We start from the raw sequence: 20,265 nt of genomic DNA on the forward strand, positions 1-20,265 counted from the left end.
ATAGGGAATGACTAATCCTGTTGTAGATTCCTCCGAAATTGAAATTACCCCCGATTACCAAGCGGTAATTGAGGCTATTGAACGTCACGATCCTTACATCTTCGTTAGCGGTAAAGCAGGCACTGGAAAAACGACCCTCATCGGCTACTTACGAGAAACCATTCCCGGTAACGTTGTAGTAGTTGCACCAACAGGGGTTGCCGCGCTCCAGGTTAAAGGAGTGACCATTCATTCCTTTTTTAGGTTGCCTCCACGACTCATTTTTCCAGAAGAAGATATTAAGCCCCTGCGCGACAAGCGTCTTTATAAAGATATCAGCTTACTCATCATTGATGAGATCTCGATGGTGCGTGCGGATGTCGTGGACGCAATGGATTTGTTTCTGCGCGAGAACGGTCCGCAAAAAGGCAAGCCCTTTGGCGGCATTCAGGTAATGTTTGTGGGGGATTTATTCCAGCTGCCACCAGTAGTCTCTAGTTCTGATATGCAAGTCCTAGCAGAGCGTGGTTACGAAGGACCTTATTTCTTTTGTGCCATGGCCTTACATCGCAAAGACGTCACTATGGTTGAGCTCTCTAAGATCTTCCGTCAAAAGGATGAGCACTTCGCAGGCTTATTAAATCGCATTCGGATTAATCATGACATTGATGAGGCTCTTGATACTCTGAATGCACAGTGCTATCGGAAGGATGTCGAGATAGATGAGCAGACCATCACTCTGACCACTACGAATGCACGAGCAGATCAAATAAATGGAGCAGGCTTGCGGGCAATTTCCGTTGAGGGCAAAGTCTACTCAGGTTCGTCGACTGGAAAATTTAATATTGATGAGCGTAACCTACCGTCACCTAATAATTTAGTACTTAAGGTTGGCGCCAAAGTGATGTTCACTGCAACGGATCCTGGATTTCCTAAGCGCTGGGTCAACGGTACGATCGGTGTAGTGCGTGAGTTACTGCCAGATAAGGTGAAGGTGATGGTGCAAAACGGGCCTTACGCAAATACGGTAGAGGTAACAGGCCATCAGTGGGAGTCTTATCGTTACGATCACGACATGATGTCAGGAAAGATATCTCCCAGCATCATCGGCACTTATGTTCAGATACCGCTCATGCTGGCTTGGGCTGTAACGATTCATAAGAGCCAGGGCAAAACGCTTGATAAAGTGAAAGTTGACCTCTCATCAGGAGCGTTTGCCTCGGGACAAGTCTATGTTGCCCTAAGCCGTTGTAAAACGATTGAAGGCATTTCTTTACAGAGGCCGATTGAGCCCAGAGATGTCAGTTGCGATCAGGAGATCAAGCGCTTCTATCTAAATTGCTTGCCGTCCAAGTAGGGATATATTCCCTTATTTGACGTCTGCCGAGTAATGTAAAAACATTGTTATTACTATGAATAAGAGCCATAAATCTAATGCTAAAACTAGAGCACCACTACAGCTAGCTATTCGAGCTATTGGCAACTCTAAAGGCGTGGTTATCCCAAAGATTATTCTTGATCAATCTGGATTAAAGGAGATTGTTGAGATGTCGGTCGACGGAGAAAAAATTATTCTAAGTAAGCCCAAAAATACTGTGAGAGAGCATTGGGCTCAAGATGCCCAAAGCCTTGCTAAGGTTGGCGAGGATAATTTGGTGCTTGGAGATTTTGCAAACGAAGATGATGGAGATTGGGCTTGGTAAAGAGCATTGTTTCTCGTGGAGAAATTTGGCTTATCAATTCAGATCCTACGATCGGAAGTGAAATTAAAAAAACACTTCCTTGTATTGTGGTATCACCTCAAGATTTAAATGATCATTTGCGTACCATCATTGTTGCGCCTATGACTAGCAAGGGTAGACCTGCGGGCTTTCGGGTACCCATTACGCACGATGGCAAGAAGGGGCTGATTCTTTTAGATCAAATCAGAGCTGTTGATAAAGCGCGCTTGGTCAAGAAAGTGGGCAAGAGCAATCCAAAAACCCTATCTGCCAGTCTTGGTGTGCTACAAGAAGCTTTTGCTATTTAACTTCTTTATTAGAAGCCAGCCGCCAATCCATCTCTACGGTGATCACTACCAGCAATAAAAGCAGAGTCGGCATCTTCTGAGAGTTTGGCAATTGCTTGCGCACTGCCAAAGTCCAAGCTGTTTGCTGGTTGTACAGCAACCTCATGCCCTAGCGCTTTCAATCCATCAACCACGCTCTGGGGCATTGCCGCTTCCACAGTGAGCCTACCTACATCATCAATACGCCAACGTGGCGCATCAGAACAGGCTTGTGGATTAAGGTATTCATCTACAAAGCGCATCACGAATTGAATATGACCCTGCGGCTGCATATTGCCGCCCATCACACCAAATGCCATAGTAGGTTTGCCATCCTTAGTGAGGAAGGCGGGAAGAATGGTGTGGAAAGGGCGCTTACCTGGAGCAACTTGATTGGGGTGCCCATCTTCTAATCGGAAGCTCATGCCACGATTATGAAAAGCAATGCCACCTGGGGCGACTACTCCAGAGCCAAAGCCTTTGAAGTTGGATTGAATATAAGAAATCATCATGCCGGATTCATCGGCGGCACATAAGTAAACAGTACCGCCTGAGTGTGGGTCTCCAGGTCCATAGCTCCCAGCCATGTTGTGATCAATCATGGCTGCACGATTAGCTAAGTAATCTCTATTTAAAAGAGAGCTCACCGGCATTTGCATAGAGCGTGCATCTGAAACGTAGGCATAAACATCAGCAAACGCCATCCGCATTGCTTCAATTTGTAAATGAATCCGTTGCGCTGAGTTGGCGGGGTACTGCTTCACATTAGCTGCCTGCAAAATACCTAGGGCAATTTGAGCGGCGATACCAGATCCATTTGGCGGAATTTCATGAAGAGTGTAATCACCATAATCGAAAGCTATAGGCTCGACCCACTCCGGCTGGTTATCGGCGAAGTCTTGCATAGTGAAGCAACCACCAGTAGCTTGCGCAAAATCCACCATACTCTGTGCAAGGGGGCCTTTATAAAAAGAGTCGCCTTCTGTAGCGGCAATTTCTTTGAGAGTTTTGGCTTGTGCGGAGTATTTCCAGATTTGTCCCGCTTGAGGTGCTTTACCATCAATTAAAAATGATTCTACAAAACCAGGTTGGTTTTTAAGGATTGGAATAGCTTCACGCCATTGACGGGCGATGACAGGTGAAACTGGAAAACCATTTTCCGCATAATCGATCGCGCGTTTAAACAATTGCGCAAAGGGCAGCTTGCCAAACTTTCTGGAGAGTTCGATCCAGCCAGCAACCATGCCTGGGACAGTAACTGTATTCCAACCAATTAAATCCATAGCCTCTTTGCCGGAAAAATACTCCGGCTTCCACGCTGCAGGGGCTCGGCCAGAAGCATTTAAGCCATGTAATTTCTTACCATCCCAAAGGATTGCAAAGCCATCTCCGCCTATGCCATTCATCGTAGGCTCAACAACTGTGAGCGTGATTGCAGTTGCAAGTGCCGCATCCACTGCGTTGCCGCCACTTTGTAGAGCTTCAATGCCAGCTTGAGTAGCCAGTGGTTGAGAGCTCGCAACGGTGTTTTTAGCTAAAACAGGGGCGCGACTACCAAAAGGAGGGGATATCAACATAAGGACTTATCTATTTAACGACTTAATCAACTTTAACATTCGCTGACTTTACTACCTTCTCCCATTTACTAGCTTCGCTTGCAGTAATTTCAGACAATTTTTCGGAGTTTGCAAACTGAGGATGAATACCTTGGGCTGCCATACGCGCTTTGAAATCTGGATTCGTAAGAATCTTACGGATTTCTTTTTCTAATTTTGCAATGATCAGTGGAGATGTTCCCTTGGGAACATAAACCGCATAAAAGTTTTCCACATCAAACTGCTTCAGGCCATCTTGTCCGAGAGTGGGAACATTGGGCATTAAAGGAGAGCGTTCTGCTGCGGCGATAGCAATCGGGCGTAGCTTGCCACTCTGAATATGGGGCAATGAAGCTGTTACGCTGTCAAACATCATGAGGGTGTTGCCCGCAATCAAATCAGGCAAAGCAAAGCTGCTGCCCTTATAAGGAATATGGGTTCCTGTTGCGCCGATACGTTGCATAAACAAAGTGGACTCTAAGTGGGAGAGGCTGCCATTACCTTGCGATGCGTAATTAAAGTCACCCTTTTTAGATTTAATAAAGGCGATGAGTTCGGGAAGGTTTTTTGCTGGAACGCTGGGGTTCACCACAATTAAATGGGGAATTGTTCCAATTAATGCCACTGGAACAAAATCTTTTTGTAAGTCAGCCGGTGGATTTTTAAATAAGGCTGAAGAAATCGATTGATTTGTCAGCGCGCTAATGTTGATAGTGTAGCCATCAGGAGCAGCTTTAGCGCCAGCTTGTAAGCCAATCATACCGCCAGCGCCCGGCTTGTTCTCCACAACGATGGATTGTCCCAATGCTTCTGCTAATGGTGCCGTCACACTTCGCGCAAAGATATCGGTAGATCCGCCTGCAGGAAAAGACACAATCGCAACAATCGGTTTTTTAGGCCAATCTGTATCGGGGGCGGCAAGAGCCAAGTTACTTAAAGTCAAAAGTCCTAAGGAGCCAAGGATGAGGGATTTGAAATAGCGCATTTAATGATCCGATAGTGAGATGAGTAATATAGTATTGGAAATTCAGAATCTAGTTTCAAAAAGATCAAATAGAGAAACGCATGACAACAATGAACAAAACAACCAGCGGAATTGATATGTCAGCCTATTGGCTGCCTTTCACACCAAACCGCTACTTTCAGCACCATCCGAAGATCATGCAGTCTGCCAATGGAGCTTACTACTTTGATGATCAGGGTCGTAAGCTGTTTGATGGTTTATCTGGGCTATGGTGCTCCCCATTGGGGCATGCTGATCCACGTATTGGTGCAGCGATTCAAAAGCAGTTTGAAACCATGGACTATTGCCCTGCATTTCAGATGGCCAGTGAAACAACTTTTAGCTTAGCTAGTCGAATTGCGAAGATGGCGCCGGAGGGGCTGGATAAAGTATTTTTCACCAACTCTGGTTCTGAGGCGGTTGATACTGCATTGAAGATCGCCATTGGTTATCACCGAGTAATGGGTAATGCATCCCGTATTCGACTGATTGGTCGAGATCGCGCTTATCACGGTGTTGGTATCGCCGGTATATCCGTAGGCGGCATGGTCGCCAATCGCAAAATGTTTGCCAGCATGATGATGCCCGGTGTAGATCATTTGCCACATACGTTAAATCTCTCGCAGATGGCATTCTCAAGGGGACAGCCAAAGTGGGGTGCCCATTTGGCAGAAGAGTTAGAAAAGATTGTTGCTCTTCATGATGCCAATACGATTGCTGCTGTCATCATGGAACCTGTGCAAGGGTCAACCGGAGTCATAGTCCCACCGGATGGCTATTTACAAAAGATTCGTGAGATCTGTACTAAGCACGGTATTTTGCTGATCTTTGATGAGGTGATTACTGGCTTTGGGCGCTTAGGCGCAAACTTCGGTGCAGATCGTTTTGGTGTGACACCCGACATGATTACTTTTGCTAAAGGGATTACGAATGGCGTGATTCCAATGGGTGGTGTGATTGTGCGTGGAGATATTTACGACAACATTATTTCGAATGGTGGTCAAGAGCAAGCAATTGAATTTTTCCATGGCTATACCTATTCAGGGCATCCAATCCCAGCAGCTGCAGGCCATGCAGTGCTCGATATCTTCGAGTCTGATGATTTGGTCAATCGGGCTAGAGCCCTTGAACCTGTTTTAGAGGATGGACTTCATGCCCTTAAAGGTAAGTCTGGCATTTTGGATATTCGTAACTTTGGTTTATCTGGGGCTGTTGAGCTTGACCCTGTCCCTGGGAAGCCGGGTCTTCGTTCCATGAAGGTGCTGGAGGCCTGTATTGAAAGAGGCACTTTAGTAAGGGTGGCGGGTGACGCTATTGCCGTAGGGCCTCCATTTATCTCTAAGCCTGAAGAGCTCGAGTTTATGTGTAGCGTGTTAGGCGATGCTATTGATGTAGCGATGCAGATTAAATAAGCGGATTAAAGAAACAGAGATCTATCACTTGTTAAACAAGTGATAGATCACAGGAATCGCCACTGCACTGACAACGCCATTCATGCCCATCGCTAGACTGGCATATGTTCCCGCTTCAGGGTGAATGCTAAACGCACGTGATGTGCCGATGCCATGTGCACCGATGCCAATGGCAAAACCTCTTTGCCACCAAGCTTTCATACCCAATGCATTCAATACAAAGGGTGCCAAAATAGCGCCTAGTATTCCGGTACTTACTGCAAAGATGGCTGTCAAGGTAGGTGAGACGCCAATACGCTCTGCGATACCCATTGCAATTGGTGCGGTAACAGATTTTGGATACATGGCACCAGTGATGCTGGAGTCTGCCCCAAGCACAGTAGCAATACCTACCGCACTAATGATTGACACCAAACCGCCTGTGCAGAGCGAAGCAATCAAGGGGAGTGATCTCCCCTTAAGACTGCCCAATCCTCTGTAGATGGGAATGGCTAAAGATACCGTCGCCGATCCCAATAGAAAGTGAATAAACTGAGCGCCCTCAAAATAAGTCGAGTAGGGCATTTCAATAAATTGAATCGTGCTTGCCACAATCAAAATGGCAATTGCTACTGGATTGGCTAATGGATTCTGATGACTGGCCTTATAAATACTGAGGCCAATTTGATAAGCCGCCAGCGTAATGAACAAGGCAAAAAGCGGGCTACCTGATAAGTAAACCCAAATCTCGACGATGGAGTGCTTTTCACTCATGAGATTCTTTCTTGCTCAATAAACGAGCGACTAACGCGCTAGAGGCAATGGTGAGGATAACGCTACCAATGAGGGCGCTAATAATGGCCCATGCATTTGCCTTGAGTTGCGGCAGGAAAAGCACCACGCCAACAGCGGCTGGAACAAAGAGTAAGCCCAGGTATTGACTAAAACCATCAGCCACTATGGCTAACTCGGAATTAATCCCCTTGCGCAAAACAAGCCACAGTACTAGGAGAACCAATCCAATGACAGGACCAGGTAGCGTTGGCAAAAGGAACTTAGAAACGAGTTCGCCCAAGCTTTGAAAGAGAAGGATTTGTACAAGGCCAAAAATCATGCTTTATCTTACTGCCCATTAATTTATGTTGCATAGCAATATATTAATTCTTAGTTAAGATAAGCACACGATAAAAAGGGGTAATGAACTCACCCCTGACACCATAAAAAGAATTTACAGGAGAGCACTAATGGCTGAATTGAATGTCAATGGCAAAAAATACAAGGTAGACGTAGATCCAGAAACCCCATTGCTTTGGGTAATCCGCGAACAGGTTGGATTAACCGGCACTAAGTATGGATGTGGAGTGGGTCAATGCGGCGCATGCACAGTGTTATTCGAGGGTCAGGCTATTCGTAGTTGCTCAATTCCTGTAAGTGCAGCTGAAGGTAAAAAAATTGAGACCATTGAAAGCTTGGAGAAGAGCGGTCAGCTTTCTAAAGTTCAAAAAGCGTGGGTAGATAATCAAGTGCCTCAGTGCGGTTACTGTCAGTCTGGCATGGTGATGGCAACCACAGCCTTGTTAAGAAATAATCCAAAGCCTACCGATGCGCAGATCGATGAATCCATTACTAATATCTGCCGCTGTGGCACATTCCAGCAAGTGCGCGCAGCGATTCATGCTGCTAGCAAGGCTTAAGGGGAAAGACATGACTACAAATACAAATACTTCCCGTCGCTATTTTGTTATTGGCTCTAGTGCAATTGCCACTGGCTTAGCCATTGGGCTCGATCTCTCTTTCATGTCTGCTGCAAATGCAGCCATGGGCACTGGCACCACTGCTATGACGCCATTAGCTACCCCAGAAATTGGTATTTGGGTGGTAGTAAAGCCAAATGATGATGTTGTCGTGCGCATTGTTCGTTCCGAAATGGGGCAGGGCACGATCACAGGTTTAGCCCAGTTAGTTGCAGAAGAATTGCAATGCGATTGGAAAAAAGTGTCTTATGACTATCCATCACCTGGCGAGAATTTAAAGCGTAAGCTGGCATGGGGCAGCTACTCAACTGGTGGCAGTCGCGGTATTCGCACCTCTGAACAATATGTTCGTAAAGGTGGAGCTGCTGCGCGCATGATGTTGATTCAGGCTGCAGCCAACCAGTGGAATGTTCCTGCTTCTGAATGCGTTGCAAAAGATAGCGTGATTACCCATACACCGTCTGGCAAAAAAACGACTTTCGGTAAAGTATCTGTAGCAGCATCACAGTTGGAAGTGCCAAAAGACGTCCCATTGAAGGATCCCAAAGAATGGACCTTGATTGGTAAGCCTGTCAATCGTATCGACGGTGTTTCTGACAAGGTGACTGGTCGACAGGTCTATGCAATTGACTTGAAGATGCCAGGCATGCTGGTAGCTAATATTAAAGAGTCCCCAGTATTTGGCGGCAAAGTGAAAAGCTACGATGCAGCTAAAGCGCAGAGTATGAGAGGCGTGAAGAAAGTAGTTCAGGTCGGTGACTCAGCGGTAGCAGTTGTCGCTGAAACATTTTGGCAGGCTAAAACCGCTTTAGACCAAGTGAATATCGTTTGGGATAGTGGGTCCAACGCCAACGTCTCCAGCGCTTCTATTAAGAAGATGTTGGAAGAGGGTTTGAACGCTGATGATGCTTTTGTACACAACACCAATGGTGATGTCAAAGCAGCGATGTCTGGTGCATCTAAGAAATTAGAAGCTACTTATTTCTACCCATTCTTAAATCATGCCACCTTAGAGCCGCAAACAGCGACTGCAAAGTGGACTGCCGACTCTTGTGAGGCTTGGGTTCCAACTCAAGACGGTGAAGCTTCATTGGCAGCTGTTATTGCTGCATCTGGACTTCCTGCGGAAAAATGTAATGTTTATAAGGTAAACCTTGGTGGTGGCTTTGGTCGTCGTGGCGCTTTCCAGGATTACACAACACAAGCGGTCAATATTGCCAAGCAAATGCCAGGCACTCCTATTAAGTTGATTTGGACTCGTGAAGAGGATATGACCCAGGGTCGCTACCATCCCATCATGATGTGTAAGATGACTGCAGCAATCGATGACAAGAAAAACGTCACTGGCATTAATATGCGCCTATCAGGTCAATCTATTTTGGCTGCGGTGCGTCCGGCGGTAGTTGCCGCAAACAAAGGTAAAGATCCTTTGACCTTCCAGGGTCTTGAGGACAGCGGGGAGCATGGTATTACTTACAGCTTCCCTAATATCACTATTGATCATGCGATGCGTAATACTCACGTGCCACCAGGATTCTGGCGTGGTGTGAACGTCAACCAAAACGCAATCTTTATTGAAACGTTTATGGATGAGTTGGCTGAAGCAACCGGCATGGATGCAGTAGAGTTCCGTCGCAAACATATGGAAAAATATCCACGTGCAGTTGCAGTATTGAATGCGGTAGCTGATGGTATCGGTTGGACCAAGCCAGCTGCCCCAGGCGTATATCGTGGGGTTGCGCAAATGCGCTCATTCGGTAGTTACGTTGCTGCAGCCTGTGAGCTATCGGTTAAGAACGGCAATGAAGTGAAGATTCATCGTATTGTTGCTGCTACCGATCCGGGCTACGCAGTAAACCCTGCGCAAATTGCCCGTCAAGTGTCCGGCTCCTTTGTCTTCGGCCTATCCGCTTTATTCGAAGAAGAGATCACGATTGAAAATGGTGCTGTTGTTCAGAAGAACTTTGATACCTTTAACTCAATCCGCCTCTATCAGATGCCGAAAGTCGAAACCATCATCATTCAAGGCGGTGGCAAAGACTGGGGTGGGGTAGGCGAACCAACGATTGCGGTGGCTGCACCAGCTGTTCTCAATGCCATTTATCGTGCGACAGGTAAACGCTTGCGCACCGTGCCTTTGAAAAACAGCGGCATCAAGTTGGTTTAAGAGCTAGCTCACAGTGAAGTTGTGTCGATGAGAAAGAGGATTGCACTAGCGTTTTTATGGCTAGTCATCCTCAATCTGAATGCTGTGCATGCTCAAGTAATTACGGGGGATTCGATTTTCGAATCCCTTTCTTCTGAGGTAGGCAATCCAGCCCGTGGCAGGGAAATCGTGGCAAGTCGTCAAAAGGGCTTGTGTTTGTTGTGTCATAGCGGCCCCTTTCCGGAAGAACGCTTTCAAGGGAACTTAGCTCCCGAATTAAAGTCAAGCGTAGCGAGGTTAAATGCACCTCAATTAAGAGCCCGTATCGTAAATGCAGCGCATTTCAATCCACAAACGATCATGCCAGCCTACTATCAAACAAGCCATCTCAATCGTGTAGCCTCTAAATTTGTTGATCAAACCATATTGAGTGGCCAAGAGATCGAAGACGTGATTGCTTTCTTAATGACTTTGAATAATCAAAACTAACTGTAACCAAGATGAAAAATATTATTTACCAGCATCGCCGAAAATGGCTTAAGCAGGTTCAGGGTCTTGGGCTCATGACCGTTGGCTTGCTAGCAAGTCCTTTAACAGCCTTTGCTAAAAAAGAGGATGCAAATGAAGCCATTAAAAAAATTGTTGGTGGCGCCACCCTTCGGGAGGGTAAGGTTACTCTAACTATTCCTCCGCTGGTGGAGAACGGCAATCTAGTGGTTTTGAAGGTCAGCGTAGATAGTCCGATGACTGCCAATGATTACGTTAAGACCATATATGTGATTGCCGAGGGTAATCCTTTACCCAATATCTTTACTGCGTACCTTACCCCTCGCTCAGGAACTGCCAATATTACGACTCGCGTCCGTTTAGCTGATAGTCAGAAGGTATGGGCTATTGCGCAAATGAGTAATGGTAGTTTTTGGCAAGGTTCTGCTGAAACTTTGGTAACCCTTTCAGCATGTACGGAGATGGTATGAGTAAAACTTCCCGTACATCCATTACGATGCCGGCGACGGCAAAAAAAGATTCCATTATTGAGATTCGCGCAATTGCGCAGCATGATATGGAGTCTGGTTTTCGATATAGCGAGGGCGGTAAGCCCATTCCGCGCGACATCATTCGTACCTTTACCTGCACCTACAACACCGTGGAAGTCTTTAAAGCGGATTTCTATTCAGGGATTGGGGCTAATCCCTTGATCATCTTTACTACTATCGCTGTTGAGTCTGGAACCCTGGAGTTCAGATGGGTTGGGGATGATGGGTACGAGGCGATAAACCAGTCTCACATTACTGTTTCGTGAATAAGCAGACATCTCTTTTTCTTAGCAGTATTTATCTCATGCTTGCTAACTTCATATGCATGGGGGTAGCCAAAGCGCTGCCACCATCACAGCAATCTAGTTATGAATTAATGTCTGGCGAGAACAAGGCGATGCAGGATGACCCCTCACTCAATCCTGCAATGTTTTGGGTTGGTGATGGAGAAAGCCTGTGGCAACAAAAGCTTGGCCCAAAAAATAATTCTTGTAGCACCTGTCATGGAGATGCAAAAAAATCCATGCGTGGTGTAGCTACGCAATATCCTAAAGTCATCAAAGGCAAACTCCAAACACTGGAAGGTCAAATCAATCAGTGTCGCGTCAGCGCTCAATCAGCTCCCGCCCTAGTCTACGAGAGCAAAGATCTCTTAGCCTTAACTGCCTTTATTGCGTTTCAGTCCAAGGGCATGCCAATTGCAGTTAATGAAAACTCTACTAACGCATCTTTCTTAAAAAAGGGAAGGCAAACTTTTAATGAGCGCATGGGGCAGCTCAATTTATCTTGTGCGCAATGTCATGAGGATAGAGCAGGTCTAAAGCTTGGCGGCAGCCCGATACCGCAAGGGCATCCCAATGCCTATCCGATATATCGCTTAGAGTGGCAAACCCTAGGGTCATTACAAAGGCGCCTACGGAACTGCATGAGCGGTGTACGGGCACAACAATTTGAGTATGGTTCGCCAGAGATGGCGCAGTTAGAGTTGTTTCTAATATGGCGAGCTAGAGGTCTACCCCTGGAATCTCCAGGAGTGAGGCCGTAGCAAAGATCCTTTCTCAGTTAATCAGAAAAGACTACTGAAGTCGCTCCATTAATAAGAACGCGATCGTGTAGGTAGTAACGTAAAGCTCTTGAGAGGACGGCGCGCTCTAAATCTCGACCCTTTCGTACCAAATCATCTGGTGTGTCGCCATGGGTAACGCGAGTTACGTCTTGTTCGATGATCGGACCTTCATCCAGATCGCTGGTCACAAAATGGGCGGTAGCTCCAATCAGTTTGATACCGCGCGCATGTGCTTGGTGATAAGGCTTGGCACCCTTAAAACTAGGTAGGAATGAATGATGTACGTTAATACAGCGGCCAGATAGCTTGGTCGATAAATCATCGGACAAGATTTGCATGTAGCGCGCCAAAATCACCATATCAACCTTAGACTCGGCAACGATTTCTAGAAGTCTGGCTTCTTGCGCCGGCTTGGTTTCAGGTGTGACTGGTAAGTGGTAGAAGGGAATATCTGCAAAATCGATGCTGGCATAGACGTCACGAGGATGATTAGAGACGATACCGCAGATGATCATTGGCAATTCACCAATGCGCCAGCGATAGAGAAGGTCAACCAGGCAATGGTCTAACTTGGAAGCCATGATTAATACGCGCTTAAGATCCTTTACGGCACGTAGCTCCCAAGTGAGCTCAAAACGCTTTGCAATTTCCACAAAGCCCGCTCTGAGCGACTCTACATTCGCAGGACAGCTAAAGCTGACGCGCATAAAAAAGCGCTTTGACGCTTTGTCATCAAACTGTTGAGCCTCTTCAATATCACCCCCCAGTTCAAATATGTAAGTAGAGACCGCGGCAACAATGCCAGGCTTATTGGGGCAGGTGAGGGTGAGGTAATAGTTTTCAGTGATCATATGAAATTGTTAGTGGAATGCTTATAAGGTGTAATTTTAGTCTGTTATCCCCTGGTTGGGGGTGGGTGGCAGAGTTATTGCTGGGCGGATTTTTGAATCGTATCCGCAGGACCCAATAAGGGCTCGCTATTGTCAGTAATCGTTGGCAGGACAACTTCAATGCAGATAGGTTTTGAGTCAATCACATTAAAGAAGCTGCATTCCTTCTTGGTAGCAGCAGATGCAGCGTGTTCCAAAGGGGACTTGCCTGTGGCTGCAGTTGATGCAAGGCTAACTGCTGTTCCAGGATTGGCTACAGCAGCAGTTCCAACAGCGCTGGCAGCTGCCGTACTGGAACTACTTAAAGCGGCTAAAGGCGCAGCGCATCCGCTAATAAAAAAAACCGATATCCCTAAGACGGCTAGGACAATCGCTTTCAGCGTTAATAAACCTGTTTTACTTTGTCCGGCAAGCAACGTTAAAGACTCCGGCTGGCCAAGATCCATTCTCAATAGGCTCAAAAGAGCTATCTGGAGTTTTTTGTTCTTCTACTACTTTGCCTTTGCCCATATTCCCGGAAAAGACTTTAAATTCGATAGGGCGATACTTCGTGGCGCTGCAATCAAATTCGTTAAGGCCAATAAGGGAGTTTGCAGTCTCTTTAGTTTTTGGATTTTGTCCCGGTTTTTTGAAATCTAATAAAGACATAATTTGTACTTTATCGCCTTGCTTTTGAATCGTAGCTGCGTCTACATAAAGAGTAAAAGCATCAGGTTTGCCGATCTCTTGCCATTCTGCAAATGCGTTGGGAGAGCAAATTATGGTGGTGGCTAGAACAAGCAGAGAAGATAATTTTTTCATGAAAGGCCCTTTAAAATTTCTGGTCACAATAATCACATTTTACCTGCCATGAATGGCAGCCGTGGGATTTTTAGCATTCATTGAAATGCTTATTTATTCATCAATTCAAGCTGTCGACCAGTCTTTTCTGGCTTCATCTGCAGCGGGAGATATTCATTATTGGCCCACAAAGAGTTCATATTGCGATAGAGCTTGCTTTGCACCCATCCAGATTGGCCTGTCTGATATACAAAGAGTGATTTCTCCAAATCGGATAAATCATAGACTGTCCGTAAGCTTGGAGCCTGAAGTGTTTCATAGGGATTATTGGATTGCATCAGCTCAAGTCGTCCCACATTGACAGAAAAGCTATCCCCAGGGAAGGGGGTTTTGATATTAAATAAACCTCCCAGTAGCGGCACCTTGCTAAATGGACGATGCTCAGAGACGGCGATATGCGCTTTACCCCAGGCCCAAGATTTAGGATCGCTGCCATACTCCTTGCTTAAGTAATCCAGGGCTTTATCAAGCGCCTGATTGGAGGACTCCTGACAGGATTCAACCTTCTCAGTTTTTGGATCGTCACACCAGGGACTGTTAGGGTTTTTCACTTGCTGTATTAGTGGAGCGCGATAGTTACGTGCCCCATAATTTTCAGTAAATAGGTAACTCAATCTAGAGAAGAGATTGCGCGTTAATTGGTCCGCCCAGACATTGAAAATAAGTGCGCCTGCGCTATCTACTCTCATATTGCCATCAAAACTTTTACCAATCTCCATTGCTTGCGCGCTTAAGGGATGAGAGCTTTGGCTGGCCTTAAATAGTTCTAATAGGGGTGTTGCCCCAAGCGATAGGGTATCGCCTTGCATGATTTTCATATCATCAGCCGAATGGGTGTCCTTAGATTTGATGAGATCAACTATGCGGTCATAACGGGTTGGTAAGTCCCAGTCGCCCGTTAAAGGGTTGGGATCATTAGCCGTAATAATTTTTTGATTGGCGGTCGCTATCCAACCTTGCTCTGGGTTGTTGCTGGAGGGGAGTTGTTCAAATGGGACATAGCCATTCCAGTCATACTGACGTTCCCAGCCAGGAGCTGGCGCTACCCCATAAAGCCCCTGGTGCAGAATTCTTTTGGGAGCCACTCCCGCCGCCTGATAAGCAATATTACCTTCTGTATCTGCCATCACCACGTTTTGCATCGGGGCATAATTTTTTCGTAGAGCTTGTTTAAATTGGTCAAGATCAGCTGCACGATTCATATCCATCAAGCCAGCAACTGATTGGTTTTCAAGATCGAGTGCTGTCCAGCGCAAGGCAAGAGCAAAGCGATCCGTATCAATCGTACGTTTGGCCTTTGCATAGGAATCAGAGATAATGGGACCATGTCGAGTTTCTTTTACCAAGAAAGTCAGCGATGGAGATCCTTTGATATCAATAATCTCTTGATGCACTTTGAATGGAAGTGGTCCATCAGGACCTCGATACATACCCGGATTCTTTGAATCAATTTGCTCAATGTATAAATCTTGAACGTCAGGCCCGGTATTGGTAAAACTCCATGCAAACTTATCCGTTCTACCCAAAACCACTGCAGGTATTCCAGGGAGGGTGCCACCGATGACATTTAAACCAGGGGCTTCAAGGTGGGCGAAGTACCAGACAGCCGGAGCGGAAAGTCCCAGATGGGGATCATTGGCCAATAAGGGCTTGCCAGAAGTACTGAGCTTGCCGCTCAAGGCCCAGTTATTGGAGCCGATACCATCTCTTGCTCCCATTTGATCTAACTGGCTCAATTCGGTTGCAGGCAAATTCTGAGGCCTGCTTTCTGCTGGACCAGGAGAGGGGTGAAAGACCTTCAACTCTCTATAGAGCTTGGAAAAATCAACATTGCTGACGGGCTCATCATTTTCATATGGCTGAATCACTTCCCATACTTGTTTGGTGCTCAGGAATTGTGAGAGCTCAAGTCTTTGTAACTCTTTCTGCCAATTTCCACCTAAGTCATAAGCCATCATCAGCATCCAAGCTACGCTATCTGTTGGTGACCAATGGCCTGGTTTTGAACCTGTTAAGAAATACTCCACTGGGAGAGCCCAGCCTAATTGCGCATTACCAGCATTGACACCATCGGCATAGGCTTGTAGTAGACGCTTGGCAGAAACGGGGTAACGATCAAATTGGCGTTCAGCTGCACGCTTGATGCCGAGGGTGCGCACAAAGCGATCAATTTTTACGGTGTCATTACCCAATATTTCTGAAAGTCGACCGCTCGCAATACGTCGATTCATTTCCATTTGCCAGGAGCGTTCACTAGCATGTAGGTAGCCTAAAGCAAAATAGGCATCTGCTTGGCTTTTTGCATTGATATGCGGAATGTCAGACGCATCAAAGGTAATGGCAACAGAATCACCCAGACTTTTAATTGCACGTTTGCCGGAGATATTGGATTGGGCAGAGTATAAATAGGCAAGAGTGCCTGCTAGGCCGGCTATGAGACATAGCCCTATAAGCCATATTCCAGAGCGCAAAAGCTTGCCGAGCCCCGATGATTTTTCCGGTAAATTCATGGATGCATTTTAGATGTTTTATCTAGTGCACTCTTGGGCAGAGGGGCAAAAGGGGCTCTAGGGGCCTTGCGTGCTAAAATTTCGTTTGTCTTGGTTTGTTTAGCACTGCTTCACTAAAAGTGCGGGCCCGAGTGGTGAAATCGGTAGACACAGCAGATTTAAAATCTGCCGACTCAAAAAAGTCGTGCCGGTTCGATTCCGGCCTCGGGCACCACCTCCAAACCACAATTTCCCCTATTCCTCCTTTTGGATGTATTTTTTGGCCTTTTCTCGCACCACTTTTATGAGAAATCCCAGTAAAATCAGGGCTTTAACCTGCCATATAAAATTTTTTGATTAATCCGCCAAGGATTTCATCCTCAAACTCTTCGTTTGGGTTTATCTCAATTTCTTCCTTAGGGATTAAGAAGGCATTAACACTTTCTTTTTTTATTGGAGGGTTTGCTGGTTTCATTCAAGCCGCCTCAGCTGCTCCTCCAGTAAATGCGCTCCCAATCAACGGCCAAGTTGTCGCTGGTTCCGCCTCCATTTCCCAAACCCAAACCCCCACATCTGCAGCAATGACGGTGAACCAAACTTCACAACGTGCGGTAGTGAACTGGGATAGTTTTAACGTTGGTAAAAATGCGACAGTAACCTTTAATCAACCGAACGCTAATTCTGTAACACTGAATCGCGTGACTGGTGCAACTGCATCAATGATTGAAGGCGCTGTTAAAGCAAATGGACAAGTCGTCTTTGTTAATCCAAACGGCGTGACCTTTGGCAAAGGCGCAGAAATTAATGCTGCTGGTGTCGTAGCCACTACCATGGATATCTCCAATAAAGACTTCATGGACGGTAAAGGCACTTACAAAGGTAATGGTAAGGGATCAGTGATCAATGAAGGCAAGATCTCTACCAATGCTGAGGGTGGTTACATTGCTCTATTGGCCCCCGAAGTGCGTAATGATGGCTATCTTCTAGCCAAAAAAGGATCTGGCACGGTAGCGATGGCTGCCGGTGAGCAAATTACCCTGGACTTTAAGGGCAACTCCCTGATGTCCGTCAAAGTAGACGTCGGAACCTACAACGCCTTAATCGAAAACAAGCGGGTAGTAGAAGTTAATGGTGGCCTAGTCGTGATTGCGGCAGGATCAGCTAACCAACTCATGGCCAGTGTCATTAAAAACACCGGCAGAATCTCTGCCGGCAGCATGGTGAATAACGGCGGAGTCATTGAACTAGTAGCCAATACCGTCACCCAGGCTGGCAAAGTAACAGCCAACAGCAAAACAGGCGAAGGCGGCCAGATCAATATCGTCGGTAATGACATCACCATTGCCCAAAACTCCAAAACGACCGCTACTGGTACTACCAATGGTGGTCAGGTCAACATCGGCTTAGCCGCAACAGCAGTATCTGGCGGTAGCCAGGTAAATGCATCTGTAGTTAATCCAACTCAAGCCGCCCAAAATGTAAAGGCTAATGCAGATGCTGCAGCCAAAAATAATCAACTCGCTCAAACAGTCGCCATCCAAGAGAATGCGTTGATCGATGCATCTGCTACTCAAGCTGGGAATGGCGGTGTGATTGCTATCTGGTCACAAGTGCAAACTTCGGTTGCGGGCATCCTTAAATCGATGGGTGGAGCAATCTCCGGTAACGGTGGATTTGTTGAAACATCCTCTAAAGGATCTGTCTCCTTAGTGCCAACAGCGAGTATCAATACCAGCGCAGTAAATGGCAAAGCGGGAACCTGGCTATTGGATCCAGTCGACCTGATGATTGATGCTTCAACAGCAAATACTATTTCTACGGCTTTATCTACTGGCAACGTCACTATTGCTGTAACTGCCAACACCACTGCTTGTAGTGTGGGTAGCTGTATTGTCAATGGTACCGGTTCGATGACCGTTGACAGCGGGGCACATATCCTCAAGGCTGGAACTAGTTACACCACCTTAACTATGAGCGCGGCTGGCAACTTTGTCCTGAATGGCAGTATTGAAGGTCAAAACTTAGATGTGATTATTAGTTCTTCAATTGCCTATCTCGGTGCAGCAGGATCATCTATCAATGCATCCAAGATAACAATTCAGGCGCCCACGATCACAATTGCTAGCAATGCAAGGGTTTTGGCAAATAACTACTTATTTAGTGGGGGCGCTGGTACTCTAGGCAATGCAATTGAGTTGTTAGCTCAAGCCATCTATATATCAGGCGCTCTAAGGTTAAGTGCTGGCCTGCCAACAGTGCCTGCAGCACCCCTTACGGCGGTGAATCTGATTACCCTTAACGCTGTCGGTAGTGGTAATACGATTTACTCTAGCGCGGCAGCAAATGATCCTACCTTGCTTGTTGTTAACTCAACAACGCAAGCTGCAAGTAATGTCATTTATTTGACGGCTACTCAAATAATTCCAACTAACGCTGCGATAGTGGGTTTGGAGTCTGGCTCTCAGGTTCTGGCAAACGGAACCACGGGCGGAGCTATTTACCTAGCGGGTACGGATGTTTATACCGGGGGCGCCTATACCGATCCCATTACCAATCTCGTTATGCCTCGAAGTCAATTACAGGCTAATGGAGTGGCTGGCGATGGCGGCATGATTGGTATAAAGGCGGATACGATCACTATAGCTGGGGAAGCATCTGCAGGAGGATCAGTTAATGGTGGCTCAATAAATCTGATTGCTAACACTGGTACCTTGAATCTCCATGGCGGTCTCATTCAAGCCAATGGTGGAAGTGGTAGCGGTGGAAGTATTAGTGCTCTAGTGACAGCAGCTGCATCATTTACTGCGGATAATCATTTTGGAGTCGCTCTCGCGGGGTCAAGCTTTGACTTAAGCAACACTCTGTTTATCACTGAAAATACAGCGACAGCCACCTCGGGATCCTTGAATCTTGGTTATCAGCTAACGAATGCCTCTGGTACTACCATCACTCTTGGTGCTGGTTCTTATGCAAATCTTTCTATTTCGGGGACGCCAAGTTACTTAAGTAATGCCAGTGCCATTACGAATTCAGTAGGCGCTGGCAGCTATCCAAACCTCATCGTCAAAGGGGTGACCTTGAGTGGAATGGACTCTGGTCACTTTATGCTGGTAGCTACTCCTGTGAGCCTAACAGTTAGTGCCGCACAACCAGCGGCACCCTCAAGACAACCAGCGACAACGTCAGTGCAAGCAGTAGCAGCAGTTGCCCCTCAACAACCACCGCCACCACCGCCACCGCCCCCAGCGGTGTTCTCTAGTGCGCCGTTGCCTGCTCCAGCTCCTCCGCCTGTCGCAAATACACCGCCACCTACTGCTGCAGCGGGAGAGACTTCCATGTCAGTACCGGGTAAGGCACCACCTTTAGTGATGATGGCTGACGGTAGTATTCAGCTCACTCCACCTGCGCCGCCTCCTACGGCTAATGCTTCAGCACCCCCACCGCCTCCACCGCCAGCGGCGCCTCCACCGCCAAGTAATCGTGCCAGCTCCAATCGAGAGAGTGGGGATGGTAGAAGTGCCGCTAACAATTCCGAGGCACGAAGGAATGGAAGTGCTAAAGATGGCGTAGATAAAACGGATGCAAAAGAGCGTTCGAGCAAGTCCAATAATGGGCCATCTAAGTACGTCAGTAAGTATGCGAATGGATTCCGTAATAACGATAAGCCAGGCTCTAAAGCGGGGGCTGCTAAAGACCTCGCAGCTAATAGACCTGGCCCCAATAGAGTAGGTAAGTATGAAAACCGCGTACAAGCCATGGGCAACAACCCGGCCGCTTTTGCTGCAATGAAACAAAACCCGTTTGCGGGATCTATCTTGCCATTTCCGGCAGGTGTTCAGCAAGTTGACACAACACCAATTATTCTTAGGGGTGGTGATAGCTTGGCGCAATCCTACGATGATGTACCATCAATAAGAAATTCTGGGGTCGCTACTGTAGGTCGTTCGCGTAACTCTGAAAATTTCCATGAAAGTCTTGAGTCGGTTAATCTCATGTCGACTTTAAATTTATTTATCCTCCATTAATTG

20 protein-coding genes and 1 tRNA gene are annotated in these 20,265 nt (G+C 46.7%); 12 read left to right on the top strand and 9 right to left on the bottom strand.

Annotation, left to right across the window (positions count from 1 at the left end):
• Positions 1 to 7: 7 nt before the first annotated feature.
• From ICE90_RS10855 to ICE90_RS08295, 3 genes are read left to right on the top strand one after another with little or no spacing between them, the layout of a single operon-like run.
• The gene (locus ICE90_RS10855) at positions 8 to 1,336 is read left to right on the top strand and encodes an ATP-dependent RecD-like DNA helicase (RefSeq protein ID WP_216191940.1); all 1,329 of its coding nucleotides are present in this window, start codon (positions 8 to 10) and stop codon (positions 1,334 to 1,336) included.
• A gap of 55 nt (positions 1,337 to 1,391) precedes the next feature.
• On the top strand, positions 1,392 to 1,682 hold the full coding sequence (locus ICE90_RS08290; RefSeq protein ID WP_216191941.1) for an AbrB/MazE/SpoVT family DNA-binding domain-containing protein: 291 nt from the start codon (positions 1,392 to 1,394) through the stop codon (positions 1,680 to 1,682).
• Positions 1,683 to 1,687: 5 nt separating this feature from the next.
• Positions 1,688 to 2,008: a type II toxin-antitoxin system PemK/MazF family toxin gene (locus tag ICE90_RS08295; protein WP_072583596.1), complete on the top strand. Its 321-nt coding sequence runs from the start codon at positions 1,688 to 1,690 to the stop codon at positions 2,006 to 2,008.
• An 8-nt stretch (positions 2,009 to 2,016) separates the two neighbouring features.
• Here the strand turns inward: ICE90_RS08295 and ICE90_RS08300 are convergent, their stop codons facing one another.
• Positions 2,017 to 3,603, bottom strand: a complete 1,587-nt coding sequence (locus ICE90_RS08300) for a gamma-glutamyltransferase family protein (RefSeq protein ID WP_216191942.1) — start codon at positions 3,601 to 3,603, stop codon at positions 2,017 to 2,019.
• A gap of 22 nt (positions 3,604 to 3,625) precedes the next feature.
• On the bottom strand, positions 3,626 to 4,606 hold the full coding sequence (locus ICE90_RS08305) for a tripartite tricarboxylate transporter substrate binding protein (protein WP_215320042.1): 981 nt from the start codon (positions 4,604 to 4,606) through the stop codon (positions 3,626 to 3,628).
• A gap of 89 nt (positions 4,607 to 4,695) precedes the next feature.
• Between ICE90_RS08305 and ICE90_RS08310 the strand changes: the two genes are divergently transcribed.
• Entirely contained in the window at positions 4,696 to 6,036 is a 1,341-nt protein-coding gene (locus tag ICE90_RS08310) for an aspartate aminotransferase family protein (protein ID WP_216192020.1), read from the top strand.
• A 24-nt stretch (positions 6,037 to 6,060) separates the two neighbouring features.
• Here ICE90_RS08310 and ICE90_RS08315 read toward each other — a convergent pair whose 3' ends face one another.
• Positions 6,061 to 6,789, bottom strand: coding sequence for an LrgB family protein (locus ICE90_RS08315; RefSeq protein ID WP_216191943.1), 729 nt, complete (start codon positions 6,787 to 6,789; stop codon positions 6,061 to 6,063).
• The gene (locus ICE90_RS08320; RefSeq protein ID WP_215320038.1) at positions 6,782 to 7,129 is read right to left on the bottom strand and encodes a CidA/LrgA family protein; all 348 of its coding nucleotides are present in this window, start codon (positions 7,127 to 7,129) and stop codon (positions 6,782 to 6,784) included. Before ICE90_RS08320 ends, ICE90_RS08315 begins: the two co-directional genes overlap by 8 nt.
• 130 nt (positions 7,130 to 7,259) lie before the next feature.
• Here ICE90_RS08320 and ICE90_RS08325 point away from each other — a divergent pair, with 130 nt between their 5' ends.
• The 6 genes from ICE90_RS08325 to soxA are packed head-to-tail and all read left to right on the top strand — an operon-like array spanning position 7,260 to position 11,997.
• Positions 7,260 to 7,709: a (2Fe-2S)-binding protein gene (locus tag ICE90_RS08325; RefSeq protein WP_215320036.1), complete on the top strand. Its 450-nt coding sequence runs from the start codon at positions 7,260 to 7,262 to the stop codon at positions 7,707 to 7,709.
• 10 nt (positions 7,710 to 7,719) lie between these two features.
• Positions 7,720 to 9,936: a xanthine dehydrogenase family protein molybdopterin-binding subunit gene (locus ICE90_RS08330; RefSeq protein ID WP_216191944.1), complete on the top strand. Its 2,217-nt coding sequence runs from the start codon at positions 7,720 to 7,722 to the stop codon at positions 9,934 to 9,936.
• Positions 9,937 to 9,963: 27 nt separating this feature from the next.
• On the top strand, positions 9,964 to 10,404 hold the full coding sequence (gene soxX, locus ICE90_RS08335; RefSeq protein ID WP_216191945.1) for a sulfur oxidation c-type cytochrome SoxX: 441 nt from the start codon (positions 9,964 to 9,966) through the stop codon (positions 10,402 to 10,404).
• 11 nt (positions 10,405 to 10,415) lie between these two features.
• Positions 10,416 to 10,892 carry a SoxY-related AACIE arm protein gene (locus tag ICE90_RS08340; protein WP_216191946.1) on the top strand — a complete coding sequence of 159 codons (477 nt, stop codon included), beginning with the start codon at positions 10,416 to 10,418 and terminating at the stop codon, positions 10,890 to 10,892.
• Positions 10,889 to 11,218, top strand: a complete 330-nt coding sequence (locus ICE90_RS08345; RefSeq protein ID WP_215320029.1) for a thiosulfate oxidation carrier complex protein SoxZ — start codon at positions 10,889 to 10,891, stop codon at positions 11,216 to 11,218. Before ICE90_RS08340 ends, ICE90_RS08345 begins: the two co-directional genes overlap by 4 nt.
• A gap of 38 nt (positions 11,219 to 11,256) precedes the next feature.
• Complete coding sequence (gene soxA, locus ICE90_RS08350; RefSeq protein ID WP_216191948.1) at positions 11,257 to 11,997, top strand: sulfur oxidation c-type cytochrome SoxA; 741 nt, start codon at positions 11,257 to 11,259, stop codon at positions 11,995 to 11,997.
• Positions 11,998 to 12,014: 17 nt separating this feature from the next.
• On the opposite strand, the gene purU is transcribed toward soxA, so the two are convergent.
• The 4 genes from purU to ICE90_RS08370 form a co-directional block, all read right to left on the bottom strand.
• Positions 12,015 to 12,869, bottom strand: coding sequence for a formyltetrahydrofolate deformylase (gene purU, locus ICE90_RS08355; protein WP_215320026.1), 855 nt, complete (start codon positions 12,867 to 12,869; stop codon positions 12,015 to 12,017).
• A gap of 74 nt (positions 12,870 to 12,943) precedes the next feature.
• Positions 12,944 to 13,324 (bottom strand): hypothetical protein, encoded by a 381-nt coding sequence (locus tag ICE90_RS08360; protein ID WP_216154981.1) that lies wholly within the window; start codon positions 13,322 to 13,324, stop codon positions 12,944 to 12,946.
• The gene (locus tag ICE90_RS08365) at positions 13,305 to 13,709 is read right to left on the bottom strand and encodes a surface-adhesin E family protein (protein ID WP_215320022.1); all 405 of its coding nucleotides are present in this window, start codon (positions 13,707 to 13,709) and stop codon (positions 13,305 to 13,307) included. The genes ICE90_RS08360 and ICE90_RS08365 overlap by 20 nt, the downstream gene beginning before the upstream one ends.
• 89 nt (positions 13,710 to 13,798) lie before the next feature.
• The gene (locus ICE90_RS08370; protein ID WP_216191950.1) at positions 13,799 to 16,258 is read right to left on the bottom strand and encodes a penicillin acylase family protein; all 2,460 of its coding nucleotides are present in this window, start codon (positions 16,256 to 16,258) and stop codon (positions 13,799 to 13,801) included.
• Between the two features lie 125 nt (positions 16,259 to 16,383).
• Between ICE90_RS08370 and ICE90_RS08375 the strand changes: the two genes are divergently transcribed.
• A tRNA-Leu gene (locus tag ICE90_RS08375) sits at positions 16,384 to 16,472 on the top strand.
• A gap of 96 nt (positions 16,473 to 16,568) precedes the next feature.
• Here the strand turns inward: ICE90_RS08375 and ICE90_RS10845 are convergent.
• Entirely contained in the window at positions 16,569 to 16,712 is a 144-nt protein-coding gene (locus ICE90_RS10845; RefSeq protein ID WP_251368578.1) for a hypothetical protein, read from the bottom strand.
• Positions 16,713 to 16,785: 73 nt separating this feature from the next.
• Between ICE90_RS10845 and ICE90_RS08380 the strand changes: the two genes are divergently transcribed.
• Entirely contained in the window at positions 16,786 to 20,262 is a 3,477-nt protein-coding gene (locus tag ICE90_RS08380) for a filamentous hemagglutinin N-terminal domain-containing protein (protein ID WP_370624660.1), read from the top strand.
• Positions 20,263 to 20,265 lie beyond the last annotated feature (3 nt).

Origin of the sequence: Polynucleobacter sp. AP-RePozz3-80-G7 (assembly GCF_018882145.1) — a bacterium.
Lineage (GTDB): Bacteria > Pseudomonadota > Gammaproteobacteria > Burkholderiales > Burkholderiaceae > Polynucleobacter.

What these genes read in the sequence shown, in the direction of transcription:
- ICE90_RS08320 (WP_215320038.1), bottom strand. Translation starts at nt 7,129, where the DNA reads ATGATTTTTGGCCTTGTACAAATCCTTCTCTTTCAAAGCTTGGGCGAA.
- ICE90_RS08310 (WP_216192020.1), top strand. Translation starts at nt 4,696, where the DNA reads ATGAACAAAACAACCAGCGGAATTGATATGTCAGCCTATTGGCTGCCT.
- soxX (WP_216191945.1), top strand. Translation starts at nt 9,964, where the DNA reads ATGAGAAAGAGGATTGCACTAGCGTTTTTATGGCTAGTCATCCTCAAT.
- ICE90_RS08345 (WP_215320029.1), top strand. Translation starts at nt 10,889, where the DNA reads ATGAGTAAAACTTCCCGTACATCCATTACGATGCCGGCGACGGCAAAA.
- ICE90_RS08370 (WP_216191950.1), bottom strand. Translation starts at nt 16,258, where the DNA reads ATGAATTTACCGGAAAAATCATCGGGGCTCGGCAAGCTTTTGCGCTCT.
- ICE90_RS08340 (WP_216191946.1), top strand. Translation starts at nt 10,416, where the DNA reads ATGAAAAATATTATTTACCAGCATCGCCGAAAATGGCTTAAGCAGGTT.
- ICE90_RS08290 (WP_216191941.1), top strand. Translation starts at nt 1,392, where the DNA reads ATGAATAAGAGCCATAAATCTAATGCTAAAACTAGAGCACCACTACAG.
- ICE90_RS08365 (WP_215320022.1), bottom strand. Translation starts at nt 13,709, where the DNA reads ATGAAAAAATTATCTTCTCTGCTTGTTCTAGCCACCACCATAATTTGC.
- purU (WP_215320026.1), bottom strand. Translation starts at nt 12,869, where the DNA reads ATGATCACTGAAAACTATTACCTCACCCTCACCTGCCCCAATAAGCCT.
- ICE90_RS08305 (WP_215320042.1), bottom strand. Translation starts at nt 4,606, where the DNA reads ATGCGCTATTTCAAATCCCTCATCCTTGGCTCCTTAGGACTTTTGACT.
- ICE90_RS08315 (WP_216191943.1), bottom strand. Translation starts at nt 6,789, where the DNA reads ATGAGTGAAAAGCACTCCATCGTCGAGATTTGGGTTTACTTATCAGGT.
- ICE90_RS08325 (WP_215320036.1), top strand. Translation starts at nt 7,260, where the DNA reads ATGGCTGAATTGAATGTCAATGGCAAAAAATACAAGGTAGACGTAGAT.
- soxA (WP_216191948.1), top strand. Translation starts at nt 11,257, where the DNA reads ATGCTTGCTAACTTCATATGCATGGGGGTAGCCAAAGCGCTGCCACCA.
- ICE90_RS10855 (WP_216191940.1), top strand. Translation starts at nt 8, where the DNA reads ATGACTAATCCTGTTGTAGATTCCTCCGAAATTGAAATTACCCCCGAT.
- ICE90_RS08300 (WP_216191942.1), bottom strand. Translation starts at nt 3,603, where the DNA reads ATGTTGATATCCCCTCCTTTTGGTAGTCGCGCCCCTGTTTTAGCTAAA.
- ICE90_RS08330 (WP_216191944.1), top strand. Translation starts at nt 7,720, where the DNA reads ATGACTACAAATACAAATACTTCCCGTCGCTATTTTGTTATTGGCTCT.
- ICE90_RS10845 (WP_251368578.1), bottom strand. Translation starts at nt 16,712, where the DNA reads ATGAAACCAGCAAACCCTCCAATAAAAAAAGAAAGTGTTAATGCCTTC.